Source organism: Enterobacter sp. CFEC122, assembly GCF_052983755.1.
Genome location: NZ_JBRIQR010000004.1, coordinates 60,496 through 75,058 on the forward strand (window position 1 = coordinate 60,496; position 14,563 = coordinate 75,058).

Below are 14,563 nucleotides of genomic sequence, written 5' to 3' on the forward strand. Positions count from 1 at the left end.
ATTGTCGAGGTGTCAACGCGTGATGTTTGGACGTTTAGGCACCGTTTAATTTTTTGACTAAACATAAACTGAACGAGGAAGGGATAGTGATTAGAGGTGAATTAATTGGGTTTCTAATAATTTCCAGAAGTATTTCAGATGTCACACAATACAACACAACCTTACATTTCAGGGCAATGAATATACGTTCACCCGCGCACGTCGGTTGCCTTTCTATGTCATTTTTCTGACACGTTTATTCTTTACGTTGTTGGCTTCACTCACTGGACACTAACAATATGAAAAGAAAAATTATTCCTGTGCTTATCGGTTGTGCGCTCTCTTTCTCTGGCCTGGCTGCGCAGCCTACCGCTGAGCGCTATATCGTCAGCTTCCCTGACGGCTCCCATGTGAAATACAGCGGCGCGTTTGCCGATGCGTTCCCGAACGGGCTCCCGGTGGGGATTGGCTCTGGCCTGCTGTTTACGGGCAAGCAGGGCGATGCCCTGACGTTTGCGACCGTGACCGATCGCGGTCCCAACGCCGATGCGCCAAAAATGGGTAAAAACGAAGCCAAAATCTTTGTTACGCCGGATTTCGCGCCGCTCCTGATGACCATCCGCGTCCAGAACGGCAAAGCGGAGGCGGTTGATGCCCGCCCGCTGCACGACGATAAAGGCGAGATTAACGGTCTCCCGCTGCAAAGCGGCGTGATTGGCTCCACCAATGAAGTGGCGTTCAGCGACACCCTCAAGGTCCTGAAAGGTGATAACCGCGGACTGGATACGGAAGGCATTACGCCGGACGGCAAAGGCGGCTACTGGCTGTGCGACGAGTACGGCCCGTTCCTGATTAACGTCGACAGCAAAGGGAAAATCCTCGCGATCCACGGGCCGCAGGCCGCGGAAGGGGAAAAATCTATCGCGGGCGGTCTGCCAAACATCATCAAATGGCGCCAGCCCAACCGGGGCTTTGAAGGCCTGACCCGGATGCCGGACGGGCGGATTATCGCCGCCGTGCAAAGCACGCTGGACATCGACGGGAAGAGCAAAAAGCAGGCGCTGTTCACCCGTCTGGTGAGCTTCGACCCGGCGACCGGCAAAACCGCGATGTACGGTTACCCTATCGACAGCGCGGCCTACGACAAAAACAGCGATGCCAAAATCGGCGACATCGTGGCGCTCGATAATCAGCACATCCTGCTGATTGAGCAGGGAAGCGATAAAAACGACGGGATGCGCAACCTGATTTACAAGGTGGATCTCAGCAAGGCGAGCGATCTTTCCGCCTTCGACAAGCCGGGCGAGTACCCGGAGTTTGATGATGAGAAAACCCTGGCGCAGCGCGGCATTACCCTTGCGGCAAAAACGCAGGTGGTCGATCTCCGCGCGCTGGGCTGGCAGCAGGAGAAGGCTGAAGGACTGGCGCTGATCGACAGCAAAACGCTTGCGGTGGCGAACGATAACGACTTTGGCGTGAAGGTCGCGATACAAAACCCGGTCGAGGGCAAGAAGCTTAAGGATTACCGGGTGAACGCGGAAGGCAAGCTGACGCTGGAGGATAAACCGGTGGAAACCACGCTCAGCGTGAAGCCGCTGAAGAAGCCGGAGTCCGACAGCGAGCTGTGGATTGTGACGCTGCCGGAGGCGGTGAAATAAGTTTACCGCTCACTCCTCTCCCCACAGGGGAGAGGGGATTGTTCGGATCGCATAGTTAAGCGGGGAGGCTATTTCTTCAGACCCGCAAACGCCGCCCGAATCTCCTCTTCCGGCAGCTGGATGCCTATAAACACCATCACGCTGTGCGGCGCTTCATCGCCCCACGGTCGGCCCCAGTCGGCGCTGTACAGGCGCTGCACGCCCTGGAACAGCAGGCGGTTCGGCTCGCCGTCAATCCACAGCATCCCTTTGTAGCGCAGCAGCCTGTCGGCAAACGACAGCAGCAGGTTCTCCATCACGCGGGAGACCTCGCTGATGTCCACCGGGTAATCCAGCTCCACCACAATCGACGCCACGTCGTTTTGCTTGTCGGACATAAAGTGGAAGCGCGGTTTTGCGGTGACGTTCTCCTCCAGCATAAAGCCGCTGGTGTTGAACAGCTGAGACAGGTCGATATCGCCGTGCGTCACCGTGTAAATCGGCGCGCGGGAGTTGATGCGGGTCAGGCGCTCGCGAAGTTTTTCGCTTTCGCCCGCCACGTCGGTTTTGGTCAGCAGGATGCGGTCGGCGTAGCCCACCTGAGACTGGGCGATGGTGAACTGGTTCATCTGATCGTCGGCGTGGACCGCATCGACCAGGGCAATGACGCCGTCCAGCAGGTAGCGCTGGCAAAGGATCTCGTGCGAGAAAAAGGTCTGAATGATCGGGCCGGGGTCGGCCATGCCGGTGCACTCGATCACCAGACGGTCAAAGTCGATGTCGCTGCGATCGCGGCTGTCGAGCAGGTCCAGCAGGGCATCTTCCAGCTCGTTAGAGCGGGTGCAGCAGATGCAGCCGTTGGTCAGGGTTTTGATCTGCGTGGCGCGATCGCCAATCAGCTGGTCGTCTACGGAGACTTCGCCAAATTCGTTTTCGATGACGGCGATTTTGAAGCCGTGCTGCTCGTTCAGGATGTGGCGCAGCAGGGTGGTTTTACCGGCGCCGAGGAAACCGGTCAGCAGGGTAACGGCAATCGGGGTCATGGTCTCTCCTTTAGCAGCAGCGGACGCCGCCTTCTCCACTTCCGCCGTAGCGCGCTTCCTGACGCTCGCGGAAGAATTCGGTGTAGGTCATGTACGGCTTATCCGGATGGTTGGTCTTCATGTGCTCAACGTAGTTGTCATAGTCCGGGATGCCAATCAGCATTTTCGCCGCCTGACCGAGGTATTTTTTTGCTTCGCCTAAGTTACCAAACATAACGTGTCCTGATAAGAAAAAGCCCGGTGGCGCGCAGCGATCCGGGCCTACAGCACCGTTGTAGGGCGGGTCAGCGCAGCGCCACCCGCCATTGTTTTAGTGGTGTGAAGAGGTCTTCACGCCGCCTTCCGGTACCGGCACGTACGGGGTTTCTTTATCCGTGCGGCCATTGATGTTGCGCACTTTCATCCAGGTTTTGATGCCGTAGAAGATGATGCTGTACACCACCACCAGGAACAGAATGCTCAGACCCGCGTTGGTGTAGTTGTTCACCACGATATGGTTCATGTTGGCAATCTGCTGCGCGGTTAAATCCGCGCCGCCTGCAGCAATCTTCTCTTTGTACTGGTTAGCCATGAAGAAGAAGCCTTCCAGCTGCGGGTTGGTGCTGAACAGCTTCAGACCCAGCGCCCAGGTGGTGCAGAGCAGCAGCCACAGCGCAGGCACCACGGTGACCCAGATGTATTTGGTACGTTTCATCTTCACGAGGACCACGGTACCCAGCACCAGGGCCACGGCCGCCAGCATCTGGTTAGAGATACCGAACAGCGGCCACAGGCTCTTCACGCCGCCGAGTGGGTCAACCACGCCCTGATACAGCAGGTAACCCCACAGGCCTACGCAGCCCGCGGTCCCGAGTACGCCCGCCACCAGAGAGTCGGTTTTCTTCAGGAACGGCACGAAGTTACCCAGCAGATCCTGCAGCATGAAGCGGCCCGCACGGGTACCGGCATCCAGCGCGGTGAGGATGAACAGCGCTTCGAACAGAATACCGAAGTGGTACCAGAAGCCCATGTCCGCCCACGGCAGCACTTTGTGGAACACGTGTGCGATACCTACCGCCAGCGTCGGTGCACCACCTGCGCGGTTCAGCACGGACGGTTCGCCGATGTCTTTCGCGGTCTGCATGATCTGCTCAGGCGAAATCACAAAGCCCCAGGAGCTGACGGTCGCCGCCGCGTGTGCGCTGGCCTCTTTCAGCTGCGCCATGATCAGCGCGGTATTTTCGCCGCCCATCTCATGCAGGTTAGGCATGGTGATGCCCAGACCCGCTGGTGGCGTGTTCATCGCGAAGTACAGGCCAGGCTCGATAATCGACGCCGCAACCAGCGCCATGATCGCCACGAAGGACTCCATGAGCATTGCGCCGTAACCGATGAAGCGCGCGTCGGTTTCATTGGCCATCAGCTTCGGCGTGGTGCCGGAGGAGATCAGCGCGTGGAAGCCAGACACGGCACCGCAGGCGATAGTGATAAACAGGAACGGGAACAGGGCGCCTTTCCACAGCGGACCGGTACCGTCAATGTACTGGGTTACCGCCGGCATTTTCAGCTCAGGGTTGATGATCACAATCCCGATTGCCAGCCCGACGATCACGCCGATTTTCAGGAAGGTCGCCAGGTAGTCGCGCGGAGCCAAAATCAGCCACACCGGCAGCAGGGCAGAAACGAATGCGTAACCGATCAGCGCGAAGGTGATGGTGGTGTCTTTAAAGGTCAGCGCCGGGCCCCAGTACGGGTCGTGCGCAATCACGCCGCCGAAGTAGATGGAGGCGACCAGCAGCACGATACCGATCACCGAGACCTCGCCAACGCGGCCAGGGCGCAGGAAGCGCATGTAGATGCCCATGAACAGCGCAATCGGTACGGTAGAGCAGACGGTGAAGACGCCCCACGGACTTTCGGCCAGCGCTTTCACCACGATCAGCGCCAGCACCGCGAGGATGATGATCATGATCAGGAAGCAGCCAAAGAGGGCGATGGTGCCCGGCACGCGGCCCATCTCTTCTTTGATCATCTCACCCAGCGACGAACCGTTACGGCGCGAGGAGATAAACAGCACCATAAAGTCCTGCACCGCCCCCGCCAGCACCACGCCCGCCAGCAGCCAGAGCGTACCCGGCAGGTAGCCCATCTGCGCGGCCAGTACCGGGCCGACCAGCGGGCCAGCGCCTGCGATGGCGGCAAAGTGGTGACCAAACAGCACGTAGCGGTTGGTAGGCACGTAGTTCAGGCCGTCATTGTTAATGACCGCCGGGGTGGCACGCGTCGGGTCGAGCTTCATGACCTTCTGCGCGATGTATAAGCTGTAGTAGCGATAAGCCACAAGGTAGACGGAAACCGACGCGACCACGATCCACAGGGCGCTGACGTGTTCGCCCCGGCGTAATGCGACAACCGCCAGACAGAAAGCACCGAGGATCCCGAGTAAGGCCCAGGGCACGTGCTTCAGTAGTTTTTTAGTATCCATAGTAAGACCTGGTTTTTTATGTAAAGAAAAAAGGGTCAGGGTTCGTTGTGAGGAGGTATTGATTAATGCTGGAGCGATCGTGCCAGATCCCCGCGCGCGAAAAGGACGGTAAATGAATGAGTGGTTGAAAGTGCCGGGTGAGCGGTCAAAGGCGGCGACGAGCGGTTTCGGCGCGCCGCCGGAGGGCGAAATTATGTGATTGAGATCACTTGATTATTCGGGTTGCGCTCTACGGCCAGATAGCTCTCCAGCGTCCTGATGAGTTTCTCCTTCAGCCAGCTCGGTTCCAGGATCTGAATATGGGGGAGCCAGTAGAACAGCAGCGGCAGGATCTGGTTCTCGTGGGCCGCCTGGCAGCGCAGCGTGACGCCGTCCTGCTGCTCCTCTAGCAGCTCCTGTTCCGGCAGAAGATCCCGGCGCAGGAAGTAATGTGAAATATTATCTTTGATAAATATTTTCACTGCGAAAGTATCTTCGGACACCCAGGGATCGAGGCTTTTCTCCAGCAGCTCAAGAACATTTTCTTCGGGAGTGAAGGTCGTTTTCTGAATATCAAACCAGCTAATCTGGCTCAATGAGAAGGATTTCAGCCGGCTATTTTCGGTGGCTTGTAAATACCATATATTTTTTTTGTTAATGAGTTTATAGGGATTAATCAGGCGGGTTTTACCCTTATAAACGATCTGGCAAACATTATGGTTTTTAATCGATTTCTCGATTTTCGTTAAATGACGGCGAATATCGCGTTCTACCGTATGTTCCGCTTCATTGCCAAGAATAAGAATATGGTTTTCGTCTACGCGCGTTTCAAGCTTTTGCCAGAATTCCATATTTCTTTCAGGGAAAAAGCTGTCGGCATTCAGAAAGTTAGCCAGAGTGTGATGCAATCCTTGCCCACCCGGCGATTGTGCGGAATGAATCAGCCGATATAGACCGTTACCGGTATGTTCAACAATGGGCGAGAGGGCATTTAAATCCCGGTAGACGGTGCGTTCGGTAATTTTAAATTTCTCCATTAGCGCACCGCGGTTTACCACACCGTTTAAATGTAGCTCAAGGAGAATATCGACCAGACGTTCAGCCGAGCGGCTCCGCGTCGTTTTAGCCATAAGGTCATCCTGTATATATAGGTATGCGCTGAATGATGCGGGTGCACTGACAGGCGGCGTCAGTATTCAGGCACAGAAAATTTCTCTTATGGGTATATAACGGCGTGATTTAGCGGAAACCTTAGGAGTTTTTGCAGAAAGCGGCGCTGGCCGGAAAAAAGGCCAGCGCGAGGGGGGATCACACGGCGACTTCCGTCTCCAGCATGACCGGGTGGAAGCGGCGTCTGAAGTAGATCAGGCCATGGCCCGCGTCACTCAGAATGATGTTTTTAATTTCAACCAGATAAACCAGATGCGTGCCGATGGTTTGCACCTGGCTTATTTCGCCTTCAAGGCTGGCCAGCGCGCCCTTCAACACCGGCTGCGCCAGCGGCCCTTTCTGCCAGCAGGAGAGGGCAAAGCGCTCTTCCATCGTCATACCGGTCATCCCGGCGAAATGGCGCGCCATGATCTCCTGCTCGTGGTTCAGCACGTTAACGCACAGCCTGCCGTTGCCCTGGAATACCGGGTTCATGGCGCTGTTGGCGTTGATACACACCATGACCGACGGCGGGGTGTCCGTGACCGAGCAGACGGCGGTGGCGGTGATGCCGCAGCGGCCCGCCTCGCCCTCGGTGGTGACCACGTTAACCGCCGCCGACAGGCTACTCATTGCGTCGCGAAAACGCAGGCGTTGTTCATCTGAATGCATTGCAACCTCCCGCTGCGCTATTTCAGCAGCTTGTCCAGCATGTTGATATCGCTGTTGTTGTGCAGGTGTGGCACCGTCCAGCCGTGTTGGTCGTATTCGGACATACAGCGGTCGACCATCGCCATCATCTTGTCCATATTGCCGGAGCTCTGCGCCTGGCGCAGACACTGCAGGCGAATTTCATCCTGGCTGCCGGAGTAGTTAATTTCGTACAGCTCGTGACGGCCGCCAAACTCGCTGCCGATGGCGTCCCACATCAGCTTCAAAATCTTGATGCGTTCGACGTGGTCCATGCCGTTGGAGCCGCGCACGTATTTCGCCAGATACTGGTCGATCTGCGGGTTGTTCAGGTCCCGCGCGCTGGACGGCAGGTAGATCAGCCCGGAGGTGACGTTACGCTCGATGATGTTCTTGATCTTGGCGTAGGCCATCGGGGCCATCACGCGGTAGGTCTGCAACGCCGCGTGATCCGGCAGATACGCACCGTTGACCCACGGCGTGGCTTCGGAACACATGGAGTCGCTCAGCGCCCAGAACATGTTGCGCCAGGCCACCACTTCGCCGAGATCCGCCTGCACGCCGCGGAACTCCAGGGTGCCGGTGCACTCCAGGGATTTCTTCAGCAGGGCGGTGATGAAGTCGAGCTTCACCGCCAGGCGCACGCAGGCCTGCAGCGGGTACATTCGCGCAAAGCCGCCTTCCATCGTCCACCGGCGGCAGCGGTCGAAATCGCGGTAAATCAGCACGTTTTCCCACGGGATCAGCACGTGATCCATCACCAGGATCGCGTCGTTCTCGTCAAAGCGGCTGGAGAGCGGGTAGTCGTACGGGGAGCCGGTTGCGCCTGCCACCATCTCGTAGGAGGCGCGGGAGATCAGCTTCACGCCCTCGGCGTCCATCGGCGCGACGAACATCAGCGCGAAGTCTGGGTTTTCGCCCATCACCTGCGCGGAGCCGAAGCCGATCATGTTGTAGTGGGTCAGGGCGGAGTTGGTGGCCACCACTTTCGCGCCGCTGACGATAATCCCGGCGTCGGTCTCTTTCTCCAGCTTGATGTAGACGTCTTTTACCTCGTCCGCCGGCTTGAGGCGGTCGATCGGCGGGTTAACGATGGCGTGGTTGAAGTACAGGCCGGTTTCCTGAATACGGGTGTACCAGTTGCGGGCGTTCTGCTCGAACTGGCCGTAGAAGGCCGGGTTGGCGCCCAGCGCGCAGCCGAACGCGGCTTTGTAGTCCGGCGTGCGGCCCATCCAGCCGTAGCTCAGGCGTGACCACTCGGCGATGGCGTCGCGCTGCTGGCGCAGGTCGTCGGCGCTTTTCGCCACGCGGAAGAACTTGTGGGTATAGCCGCCGCTGCCGGTGTCGGTGCCCCAGCACAGCGTGTCCTGCATGTCCGGCTTGTGCAGCGCGTCGTACATCTGCGCGATGGAGGCCGCCGCATTGCGAAACGCCGGATGGGTGGTGACGTCTTTGACGCGCTCGCCGTAGATGTAAATCTCGCGTCCGTCCTGCAGGCTTTTTAAATACTCTTCGCCGGTTAACGGGCGTTTGGCATCAGCGCGGAACTCTTCAGGCTTCATAGGGACCTCGTATCGGAATTGTGTTGTTAAATTTATGTTTTGTTTTTGTTGTTTAATTGAAGCCTGAGAGGGGCGTAACGTGAAGGGACGATTGGGACAACGACGGGTACTTTTCGGGTGGGTATGGGCTTTGTGATCGTTGTCGCCTCGCCTCGCGTTGACTTGACAGCATGTTTTATACTGTGCATATTGTTATGTTATAACATAACTTTTAGCAAAATGATGAAATTTACAATCCCCCTTATGCTCTCTGCATTGCTGACCTTTCCTCTGGTGAGCACGGCTGATACTCGTTATCCGATAACCATCGAAAACTGCGGCATTAAAGAAACCTTCACGCATGCCCCTTCACGCGTGGTGACAATTGGTCAGCACGAAACAGAACTGATGCTTGCCCTGGGGCTGGCAGATAAGATTGCGGGTACTACCGTCTGGTTTGGCGCCTTACCCGACGATGTCAGCGCGCAGGGTGCCAGACTTAAGCGACTGGCAGAGAATGCTCCTGGGTTCGAAGCCGTAGTCGCTCAACGTCCTGAGCTTGTTCTCGCCCAGTACAGCTGGCATGTCGGGCCGCAAGGTGAGGTTGCTACGCGTCAGCAATTTGAACAGTTAGGCATCAAGACCTGGATCTCGCCAGCCGACTGTACCGATAAGGCCGTCACAGCCACCTCCAATGGCGACGGCGCACGCTCTGCGCCTTACTCCATTGATATCATTCTTGAAGAGATTACGGCTCTGGCTCGCATTTTTGACGTACCGGCACGTGGCGAAGCGCTGAAACAGAAAGTTTCCGGGCGCATTGCCGCCGCGCAGCAGCATGCGCAGGCGCCGCTTAAGGTGGTTTACTGGTTTTCAAGCTCCCGCCTGAAAGGCGATCCGTGGGTAGCGGGCAATAAAGGCGCACCAGGCTGGATCAGTAAAACCCTTGGTCTGACAAATATCATCGATTCTGGCGAGGAGTGGCCTGCGGTGACGTGGGAACATATCGTTAAATCTCAGCCTGATATTATCGTCATCGCGAGTATGGACAGACGACTGCATCCCGCAGATGACGTGGTGACAAAAAAACGGTTCCTGGAAACCGATCCCGTCACGCGTGAAATGGCTGCGGTCAGGCAAGGGAATATCGTGGTGGTTCCTGCCATGTCGCTGGATCCCTCACTGCGTAACGTCGAAGCGGTTGAGCTCATCGGCCAGCATATGAAAGAGATGACTCAAGCCAGATGATGCACAAGACCGTTTATTACTGGCGAACCGGCACGATCATCTGCGCTGGGATCCTGAGTCTGCCGATCATGATTACGCTGGCTGCTGCGACTGGTGATATACCGGTGAGCTATGCCACTGCGTTTTGGGCAATAACCAATGGTCTGGGTATCACCCACGTCGATTTGCCTGCCGTTGAAGCCGGAATTGTCTGGCAATACCGTATGAGTCGTGCGCTGATGGCGGCCAGCAGCGGCGGTGGCCTGGCGTTGTGCGGTCTGGTCATGCAGTCGCTGTTGCGTAATTCGCTTGCGGACCCTTACCTGCTGGGGATCTCTGCCGGTGCCTCAACCGGTGCCGTCAGCGTAATGCTGTTGGGGATTGGCAGCGGTGTCCTTACGACAGGCGCCGGAGCGTTTATTGGTGCCTGTATGGCGTTTCTGCTGATCGTCGTCTTATCAGGCGGTATGCGCGAGAAGGCAGCACGGATTGTACTGGCCGGAATCGCCGGTACGCAGCTGTTTAACGCGCTCACGTCGTACATTGTCAGTACGTCGGCTAACGCGGAGCAGTCTCGTGGGGTCATGTTCTGGCTGCTGGGGAGTCTGAGCGGTGTGCGCTGGGCTGATGCACTCCTGTGCTTCACCGTCGTTGTGGCAGGGTTGCTGATAACGATCTGCTACGCCCGTTCACTGGATACCTTTAATTTCGGCATGGACGTTTCCGCGACGCTTGGCACACGCGTTCAGCGGGTACGCGTGATTTTACTGCTGACCACCGCGCTGATAACGGCGGTCATCGTCAGTGCTATTGGTGCGGTGGGTTTTGTTGGGCTGGTCATCCCGCATATTACCCGCATGATTGCTGGGCACCGCCATTTGCTCACTGTCCCTCTCGCCTTCCTCGGCGGGTGTCATTTCATGATCCTTGCAGACCTGATTTCGCGCATGCTGATTAGCCACCAGGTTTTGCCAGTTGGTGTGGTCACCGCCCTGGTTGGTGCGCCTGTTTTTGCCCTGATTCTGTACCGTAACCGGGAGAAATAAGCATGCATGTCGTGGTGGATAAGCTGAGCGTGACGCTCCAGGCGCGCCGGGTGTTGTCTGACATCAGTTTTATGGCACAACGGTCGCAAACGGTAGGGCTACTCGGCCCTAACGGGTCGGGAAAATCGACATTGATCCGTGCCATGGCGGGCGTCCAGCCCTGCACTTATGCCGGAATCACAATGGGCGGTAAGCAGACGAATACCCTGAGCCAGCGTCAGCTTTCCCGCAAGCTGGCTTTCGTTCCGCAACATGCGGAAGCGGAGGCGGAGATGAGCGTTCTTGATATTGTTCGCCTTGGGCGCACACCGCATCGCAGAGCGTTTACGCCCTGGCATCAGGCTGATGAGGATGCGGTACAGCAGGCGCTTTCGATGATGAAACTTAATGCCCTGGCCCACCGAACCTGGCAGAGGCTCTCTGGCGGTGAGCGTCAGCGATGCCAGATAGCGCGTGCGCTCACTCAACAGCCGGATATTCTGCTGCTGGACGAGCCGATTAACCATCTGGACATCCAGTTCCAGCTTGAGCTGATGCGTCTTGTTACCGCGTTGCCTGTTACCGTCATCGTGGCTTTACACGATCTCAATCTGGCGGCGAATTATTGTCAGCACCTTGTCGTTCTGAATGAAGGAAGAGTTGTGGCATCCGGTGAACCTGCCGCCGTGCTTACGCCGGAGCTGATTCAGTCAACCTGGCAGGTGGATGCCTCCATCTATCGAACCGATCGCGGCACGATGAATATCCAGTACGTCTGAAGGTCTCATTCTAAGAGATCGGTACTTTCTGCGCCCGATACGCGCTCGGCGAGCACCCCACCAGGCGGTTAAAAAAGCGGGCAAAATAGGCCGGATCTTTGAACCCCAGCTGCCAGGCAATTTCGCTGACGGTGCTGTCGGAGAAGAGTAGCAAGCGCCTGGCCTCCCGCAGCTGGCGGTCGAAGATCAGCCGTTTTGGCGGGCGGTTGGCGAAGCGGCGACAGATATCGGTCAGGCGGGATTCGGTCAGGTGCAGCTCGCTGGCGTATTCCGGCACCGTCCAGTGCTGGTGGTAGTGGGTGTCGATCAGCTGGGTAAACCGCTGGAACAGCTTCAGCTCGCCGCGCATGCCGCCTGACGCGTGGTCGTCGAGCTTCGCGTTGCGCAGCAGCAGGGTGAAAACCGCCTGGGCCAGCAGGACCAGCGTATGCTCGCGCCCGGGCAGCTGCTCCGTGGATTCCCGGGCAATCAGCTGCCAGTAGTGCTTTAGCGCCGCCAGCTCGTCCGGCCTGTCGGCAAGCGAAAGGCAGATCCCCGGCAGGCCAAACGCCTCCCGCGTGCCGGGGTAGAGCACCTCCAGCAGCGGCCAGATCAGATCCTCGCGCACCGTCAGCACGTGTCCGTCGCTGTCGGATTCGGTGATAAACGCGTGCGGCACCGACGGCGGCGTGAGGACGAAAAGCGGGGCCTGCACCGAATAGCGGTGATCGTCGAGCTGGAGCTCAATCTGCCCGGTATCGAGAAAGTGCATCTGAAAATACTGGTCGTGACGATGCGCCTGCATGTCGCGGCCAAAAAAGGCCGCCATGCGGGCGAACGACTGGTAGTGCACATCGTCGGTGCCCAGACTTTCGTCGTACTCCTTGCTGATATCAATGTTGGCGATAGGGTTCTGGCACACGATCGTTCCTCTGTTGATCCCGCTGCGTCATCGGGATACGCGTCAGTACCAGCGCGCCGACCACCAGCAGACCCGCCACGAACCACAGTCCCGAGCTGAAGCTGCCGGTCGCGTCGCGCAGGATCCCAATCAGCAGCGGGCTGACGGCGGAGCCGACGTTGCCGATGGCGTTGATCACCGCCAGCGCCACCGCGCGGGACTGCAGGCTAATCACCCGATCCGGCGTGGTCCAGAATATCGCCATGGCGGTAAACGATCCGGTTGAGGCCATGATGATGCCAAGCAGCTGGATCAGGCTGTGATCGGTCGCGGAGGCCAGCATCCATCCCGCCGCGGCGAACAGGTACGGCAGGATGGTGTGCTTTTTTCGCTCTTTCAGCCTGTCGGAACGGCGGCTCCACCAGATCATCCCGAGGATGGTGCAGAACTGCGGGATCGCCGCCAGCAGGCCGATGACGATGTTGCTGCTCCCCGTATTAAAGCTTTGCAGGATTTGCGGGGTCCAGATGTTGATCGCGCTCAGCGTATTGGTCAGGCAGAAGTAGGCCAGCGTGTAGAGCAGCACCGCCGGGGTCAGCACCTCGCGCAGCGTCGAACGCGGCGTGACGGATTGGGCAATCGCGACCTCCTGCTCGCGGGCGATCATCGTTTTGAGCGCCAGCTTTTCGTCCTCATCCAGCCAGGTGGCCTGATCCGGGGTGTCGTTGAGGTAAAACCAGGTCACCACGCCGAGCACCACCGACGGCAGACCCTCCAGCAGGAACAGCCACTGCCAGCCCTTGAGGTTCCACAGCCCGTCCATCGCCAGAATGTACCCGGAGAGGATTGAGCCGAGCATCATGGTGACCGGCATGGCAATCATAAACAGCGCGTTGGCGCGGGCGCGGTGATAGGCCGGGAACCACCAGGTGAGATAGACCAGAATACCCGGCAGAAAACCGGCTTCGGCAATGCCCACCAGCATGCGAAGGACGTAAAGGGTTTCGGGGCTGGTGGCGAACATGGTGCAGGTGGAGGCAATACCCCACACCACCATGATCCCGGCGATCCAGCGGCGCGCGCCGATCTTCGCCAGCATGATGTTGCTCGGGATCCCGCACAGCACGTAGGTGACGTAAAAGAGCGTCGCGGCCAGGCCAAACATGGTTGAGGTGAGGCCCAGATCTTTGCCCATCGTCAGCCCGGCGAAGCCGATGTTGATGCGATCGAGAAACGAGAAAACAAACAGGATAAAGAGAAAGACGATCAGGCGTCGGAACAGCTTGTGAATGACGCGGTGTTCAACGGCTTTATTATCATGGGCTTGCAGGGTAGAGGTCGTCATGGTGCGCTCCAGATCTTACGTTTAGTAGACGGATTTATTGTTATTAACTGACGTAACCGGTTGTTCGATAAAGCGTGCCGCCAGCGCTTCCGCGCCGCGGGCGAGCAGGGTCGTGTCGACCCCGACGGCGACAAACCGCGCGCCGAGTTCAAGATAGCGTTTTGCCAGCGGCTCGTTCGCCATCAGGATGCCGGGGGCTTTACCCGCAGCGCGTATCTGTGCGATCGCCTGTTCAATGGCGGCCTGCACCTCCGGGTGCTGCGGATTGCCGGCAAAGCCCATGTCGGCGCTGAGATCCGCCGGGCCGATAAACACGCCGTCGACGCCGTCCACGTCCAGGATCTGCGGCAGGTTTTTCAGCGCCTCACGGGTTTCGATCTGCACCAGCACGCACATGGCGTCGTTGGCCTGCTGCAGGTAATCCGGAATGCGGTTCCAGCGCGAGGCGCGCGCCAGGGCGCTGCCGACGCCGCGAATGCCCGCGGGCGGGTAGCGGGTGGCACGTACCGCCTGCCGCGCTTCGTCGGCGTTTTGTACCATCGGCACCAGCAGAGTTTGTGCGCCCACGTCCAGCAGCTGTTTGATCTGCACCGGGTCGTTCCACGACGGGCGCACCACCGGCTGGCTGGGATAAGGGGCGATGGCCTGCAGCTGGGTCAGGACGGTCTGCACGCTGTTCGGCGCGTGTTCGCCGTCGATCAGCAGCCAGTCGAAGCCTGCTCCGGCCAGCAGCTCCGCGCTGTAGCTGCTGGTCAGCCCCAGCCATAGCCCAATTTGCGGACGGCCCGCCTGCAGCGCCGCTTTGAATGCGTTTTGCATGGTTAT

13 protein-coding genes are annotated in these 14,563 nt (G+C 58.2%); 4 read left to right on the forward strand and 9 right to left on the reverse strand.

Translation table 11 applies throughout. The features are described from left to right. The first annotated feature begins 278 nt into the window (after positions 1 to 278). The gene (locus ACVCAM_RS04625; RefSeq protein ID WP_070534071.1) at positions 279 to 1,637 is read left to right on the forward strand and encodes an esterase-like activity of phytase family protein; all 1,359 of its coding nucleotides are present in this window, start codon (positions 279 to 281) and stop codon (positions 1,635 to 1,637) included. 68 nt (positions 1,638 to 1,705) lie between these two features. Here the strand turns inward: ACVCAM_RS04625 and yjiA are convergent, their stop codons facing one another. The 6 genes from yjiA to hpaB all read right to left on the reverse strand — a co-directional run bounded on the left by yjiA (position 1,706) and on the right by hpaB (position 8,503). After that, positions 1,706 to 2,659 (reverse strand): GTPase, encoded by a 954-nt coding sequence (yjiA, locus tag ACVCAM_RS04630; protein WP_407223036.1) that lies wholly within the window; start codon positions 2,657 to 2,659, stop codon positions 1,706 to 1,708. Positions 2,660 to 2,669: 10 nt separating this feature from the next. Beyond that, entirely contained in the window at positions 2,670 to 2,873 is a 204-nt protein-coding gene (locus ACVCAM_RS04635) for a YbdD/YjiX family protein (RefSeq protein ID WP_003856610.1), read from the reverse strand. 96 nt (positions 2,874 to 2,969) lie between these two features. Further along, positions 2,970 to 5,123 (reverse strand): carbon starvation CstA family protein, encoded by a 2,154-nt coding sequence (locus tag ACVCAM_RS04640; RefSeq protein ID WP_025912112.1) that lies wholly within the window; start codon positions 5,121 to 5,123, stop codon positions 2,970 to 2,972. 191 nt (positions 5,124 to 5,314) lie between these two features. Next, positions 5,315 to 6,232 (reverse strand): helix-turn-helix transcriptional regulator, encoded by a 918-nt coding sequence (locus ACVCAM_RS04645; RefSeq protein ID WP_008501309.1) that lies wholly within the window; start codon positions 6,230 to 6,232, stop codon positions 5,315 to 5,317. Between the two features lie 178 nt (positions 6,233 to 6,410). Then, positions 6,411 to 6,923 carry a 4-hydroxyphenylacetate 3-monooxygenase reductase subunit gene (locus tag ACVCAM_RS04650; RefSeq protein ID WP_044597195.1) on the reverse strand — a complete coding sequence of 171 codons (513 nt, stop codon included), beginning with the start codon at positions 6,921 to 6,923 and terminating at the stop codon, positions 6,411 to 6,413. 17 nt (positions 6,924 to 6,940) lie between these two features. Continuing rightward, the gene (gene hpaB, locus ACVCAM_RS04655; RefSeq protein WP_447093542.1) at positions 6,941 to 8,503 is read right to left on the reverse strand and encodes a 4-hydroxyphenylacetate 3-monooxygenase, oxygenase component; all 1,563 of its coding nucleotides are present in this window, start codon (positions 8,501 to 8,503) and stop codon (positions 6,941 to 6,943) included. 222 nt (positions 8,504 to 8,725) lie between these two features. Between hpaB and ACVCAM_RS04660 the strand changes: the two genes are divergently transcribed. From ACVCAM_RS04660 to ACVCAM_RS04670, 3 genes are read left to right on the forward strand one after another with little or no spacing between them, the layout of a single operon-like run. Further along, a complete protein-coding gene (locus ACVCAM_RS04660; RefSeq protein WP_049122740.1) occupies positions 8,726 to 9,730 on the forward strand; it encodes an ABC transporter substrate-binding protein in 1,005 nt (334 codons plus the stop codon). Then, entirely contained in the window at positions 9,730 to 10,755 is a 1,026-nt protein-coding gene (locus tag ACVCAM_RS04665; protein ID WP_370976482.1) for a FecCD family ABC transporter permease, read from the forward strand. Before ACVCAM_RS04660 ends, ACVCAM_RS04665 begins: the two co-directional genes overlap by 1 nt. Positions 10,756 to 10,757: 2 nt before the next feature. After that, complete coding sequence (locus ACVCAM_RS04670; RefSeq protein WP_045335605.1) at positions 10,758 to 11,513, forward strand: ABC transporter ATP-binding protein; 756 nt, start codon at positions 10,758 to 10,760, stop codon at positions 11,511 to 11,513. 10 nt (positions 11,514 to 11,523) lie between these two features. Here ACVCAM_RS04670 and hpaA read toward each other — a convergent pair whose 3' ends face one another. Genes hpaA through hpaI form a run of 3 tightly spaced genes read right to left on the reverse strand, consistent with a single transcriptional unit; the run spans position 11,524 to position 14,557 of the window. Then, positions 11,524 to 12,414 (reverse strand): 4-hydroxyphenylacetate catabolism regulatory protein HpaA, encoded by an 891-nt coding sequence (gene hpaA / locus ACVCAM_RS04675; protein WP_046092383.1) that lies wholly within the window; start codon positions 12,412 to 12,414, stop codon positions 11,524 to 11,526. Further along, complete coding sequence (gene hpaX / locus ACVCAM_RS04680) at positions 12,386 to 13,738, reverse strand: 4-hydroxyphenylacetate permease (protein WP_181367867.1); 1,353 nt, start codon at positions 13,736 to 13,738, stop codon at positions 12,386 to 12,388. The genes hpaA and hpaX overlap by 29 nt, the downstream gene beginning before the upstream one ends. Before the next feature lie 21 nt (positions 13,739 to 13,759). Next, entirely contained in the window at positions 13,760 to 14,557 is a 798-nt protein-coding gene (hpaI, locus tag ACVCAM_RS04685; protein ID WP_320737312.1) for a 4-hydroxy-2-oxoheptanedioate aldolase, read from the reverse strand. Between the last annotated feature and the right edge of the window lie 6 nt (positions 14,558 to 14,563).

Bases quoted from the DNA above. Each gene is read 5' to 3' on its own strand.
- hpaB (WP_447093542.1), bottom strand. From the start codon at position 8,503: ATGAAGCCTGAAGAGTTCCGCGCTGATGCCAAACGCCCGTTAACCGGC.
- ACVCAM_RS04640 (WP_025912112.1), bottom strand. From the start codon at position 5,123: ATGGATACTAAAAAACTACTGAAGCACGTGCCCTGGGCCTTACTCGGG.
- ACVCAM_RS04625 (WP_070534071.1), top strand. From the start codon at position 279: ATGAAAAGAAAAATTATTCCTGTGCTTATCGGTTGTGCGCTCTCTTTC.
- yjiA (WP_407223036.1), bottom strand. From the start codon at position 2,659: ATGACCCCGATTGCCGTTACCCTGCTGACCGGTTTCCTCGGCGCCGGT.
- ACVCAM_RS04670 (WP_045335605.1), top strand. From the start codon at position 10,758: ATGCATGTCGTGGTGGATAAGCTGAGCGTGACGCTCCAGGCGCGCCGG.
- hpaI (WP_320737312.1), bottom strand. From the start codon at position 14,557: ATGCAAAACGCATTCAAAGCGGCGCTGCAGGCGGGCCGTCCGCAAATT.
- ACVCAM_RS04660 (WP_049122740.1), top strand. From the start codon at position 8,726: ATGAAATTTACAATCCCCCTTATGCTCTCTGCATTGCTGACCTTTCCT.
- hpaX (WP_181367867.1), bottom strand. From the start codon at position 13,738: ATGACGACCTCTACCCTGCAAGCCCATGATAATAAAGCCGTTGAACAC.
- ACVCAM_RS04665 (WP_370976482.1), top strand. From the start codon at position 9,730: ATGCACAAGACCGTTTATTACTGGCGAACCGGCACGATCATCTGCGCT.
- ACVCAM_RS04645 (WP_008501309.1), bottom strand. From the start codon at position 6,232: ATGGCTAAAACGACGCGGAGCCGCTCGGCTGAACGTCTGGTCGATATT.
- ACVCAM_RS04650 (WP_044597195.1), bottom strand. From the start codon at position 6,923: ATGCATTCAGATGAACAACGCCTGCGTTTTCGCGACGCAATGAGTAGC.
- ACVCAM_RS04635 (WP_003856610.1), bottom strand. From the start codon at position 2,873: ATGTTTGGTAACTTAGGCGAAGCAAAAAAATACCTCGGTCAGGCGGCG.